Consider the following 2,304-nt stretch of genomic DNA (forward strand, 5'->3'; position numbering starts at 1 on the left):
GCGGCGACGGTCAGCGGCGCGTCGACCGGGCCGGCGCGCAGCACCCCGGCGAAGACGGTCACGTGCTCGGTCACCCCGGGTTGGTGCGCGGGGGAGAGCTGGCCGGGGCCGGGCGCCACCCGCATCCGGTACAGCTCGTACGTCGCGTCCGAGTCGTCGAAGACCTCCAGCAGCGTCGCGCTGACCGCCGCGCCGCGTACGGTCGGCCCGGCCGACGGCCCGGAGAGCACGGCGGTCAGCGGTACGCCGAGCTGCGCGGTGATCGCGTACAACGTCTCCAGGGTGGGGTTGCGGACGCCGTTCTCCAGTCCGGAGAGCGTCGCCTTGCCCACTCCCGCCAGCCGGGACAGCGCGGAGAGCGAGATGCCGCGCGCCTCGCGGAGGGCGCGGACCCGCTGGCCGATCGCGGCGGTGTCCGAATCTGGTGGTGGCTGCGACACCCCGATATGGTGCTACACGCCGCTGTTCCGTAAACGGAACGGTCGGGAAGGGGTGGGGTCATGGCGGGACGGACACAGCCGATCCTCGCGGGGGTGGTGACCGCGCTGGTCGGGTTCGCCAGCTCGTTCACGGTGGTGCTTGCCGGGCTGCGCGCGGCCGGCGCGAGCGAGGCACAGGCCGCCTCCGGGCTGCTCGTCCTCTGCGTCGCCTCCGGGCTCTGCGCGGTCTGGCTCGGCCTGCGCCACCGGATGCCGCTGAGCATCGCCTGGTCCACGCCGGGCGCGGCGCTGCTCATCGCGACCGGCCCGGTTCCCGGCGGGTGGCCGGTCGCCGTCGGCGCGTTCCTCGTCTCGGGCCTGCTCATCGTCGCCGCCGGCCTGTTCCCGGCCCTCGGCCGCGCCGTCGCCGCGATCCCCAAACCCATCGCCGGGGCGATGCTCGCCGGGGTGTTGCTGCCGCTCTGCACCGCACCGGTACGCGCCCTCGTCGACGTGCCGCACCTCGCCGCGCCGGTGCTGGTCTCCTGGTTGGTGCTGCACCGCTTCGCCCGGCGTTGGGCGGTCCCCGGGGCACTGGTGGTCGCCGCCGTCGCGATCGCGCTGACCACGTCGGGCGGTGGCACCGGTGGACTGCGGCCGGTGTTCACGCTGACCATGCCGGCGTGGAGCCTGTCGGCGCTGATCGGTGTGGCACTGCCGCTGTTCCTGGTGACCATGGCCGCGCAGAACGTGCCCGGCACCGCCGTCCTGGTCGGCTACGGTTACCGGCCCCCGCTCGGCTCGGCGCTGCGGACCACGGGACTGGCCAGCATGGCCGTGGCGCCCGCCGGTGGTCACGCGGTCAACCTGGCGGCGATCACCGCCGCGCTGGCTGCCGGACCGGACGCGCACCCCGACCCGGACCGCCGCTGGATCGCCTCGGTGACCGCCGGCATCGGGCTGGCGATGCTCGGATTGGGTGCCGGTGCGGTCACCACGCTCGTCGGTTGGGCGCCACCCGTACTGATCGAGGCGGTCGCCGGACTGGCTCTGCTCGGCGCGCTGGCCACCGCCCTGACCGCGGCGCTGGCCGATCCCACGGCCCGGGAGGCCGCCGTGGTGACCCTGGTGGTCACCGCCTCCGGGGTGTCGCTGATCGGCATCGGCGGCGCCTTCTGGGGCCTGGTGGCCGGCTGCCTGATGTTCCTGATCTTCCGTCCCCGCCGCCCCACGCCGACGCCGTCGACCCCGGTCACCGAACCCGACCGGCCTGCTGCCGCGCCCGCCCCGACCGCCGGGTCCGTCCCGACTCAGACGTCGTGAGCGGGCGGAGGCGGGGTCAGTCCTCCGGGGGGAGGTCGGCGGCGAGGACGTCGAGCCGGACCTCTCCGTCGACGACGGTGTTGATCTGGTCGGCCAGTACGTAGACGGCACCGGTGGGGACCAGTTCGGTGGAGACCTTCAGGTAACCGGTGCGCAGCAGGCGGGCGGCCAGGTCCGCAGGAACGTCGGGTTCCTCCGTGGCGGCGGATTCGATCAACTCGTCCAGGCTGCTGCCAGGGTCGGCGGTGGGCGCCTGCACGGTCACGGCGTTCGGGTCACCGCGCTGGACCAGGTCCACCGTGCCGACGTCGAGGCCGGCGGCGTCCACCACCCGCATGCCGGTGGTGACCCGCGAGACGGTGGTCTGTTGATCGATGCCCTGCTGCTCCATACTCCGCGCGGTTCCCGCCCCCCACTGCTCCTAAACCACCCACCCCGTCCGGTACGCCCCACCCCTCCGCCTCGTCGATCAAGAAGTTCGGGTCGCGTTCGCGGCGGTGGCGAGACGAAAACTTCTTGATCATCCCGGGCTGGGGGTGGAGGTGGGGGGCCAGGGGGATGG

3 protein-coding genes are annotated in these 2,304 nt (G+C 73.9%); 1 reads left to right on the forward strand and 2 read right to left on the reverse strand.

The features are described 5' to 3' along the window. Positions 1-440: helix-turn-helix domain-containing protein (locus EYA84_RS30765; RefSeq protein WP_236146060.1), on the reverse strand; the 440-nt coding region annotated here is incomplete at its 3' end. A 60-nt stretch (positions 441-500) separates the two neighbouring features. Here EYA84_RS30765 and EYA84_RS30770 point away from each other — a divergent pair. Next, the gene (locus EYA84_RS30770; RefSeq protein ID WP_131057714.1) at positions 501-1,742 is read left to right on the forward strand and encodes a benzoate/H(+) symporter BenE family transporter; all 1,242 of its coding nucleotides are present in this window, start codon (positions 501-503) and stop codon (positions 1,740-1,742) included. 16 nt (positions 1,743-1,758) lie between these two features. On the opposite strand, the gene EYA84_RS30775 is transcribed toward EYA84_RS30770, so the two are convergent. Further along, on the reverse strand, positions 1,759-2,133 hold the full coding sequence (locus EYA84_RS30775) for a hypothetical protein (protein WP_131057715.1): 375 nt from the start codon (positions 2,131-2,133) through the stop codon (positions 1,759-1,761). Positions 2,134-2,304 lie beyond the last annotated feature (171 nt).

The organism is Verrucosispora sp. SN26_14.1 (genome assembly GCF_004307965.1).
Lineage (GTDB): Bacteria > Actinomycetota > Actinomycetes > Mycobacteriales > Micromonosporaceae > Micromonospora.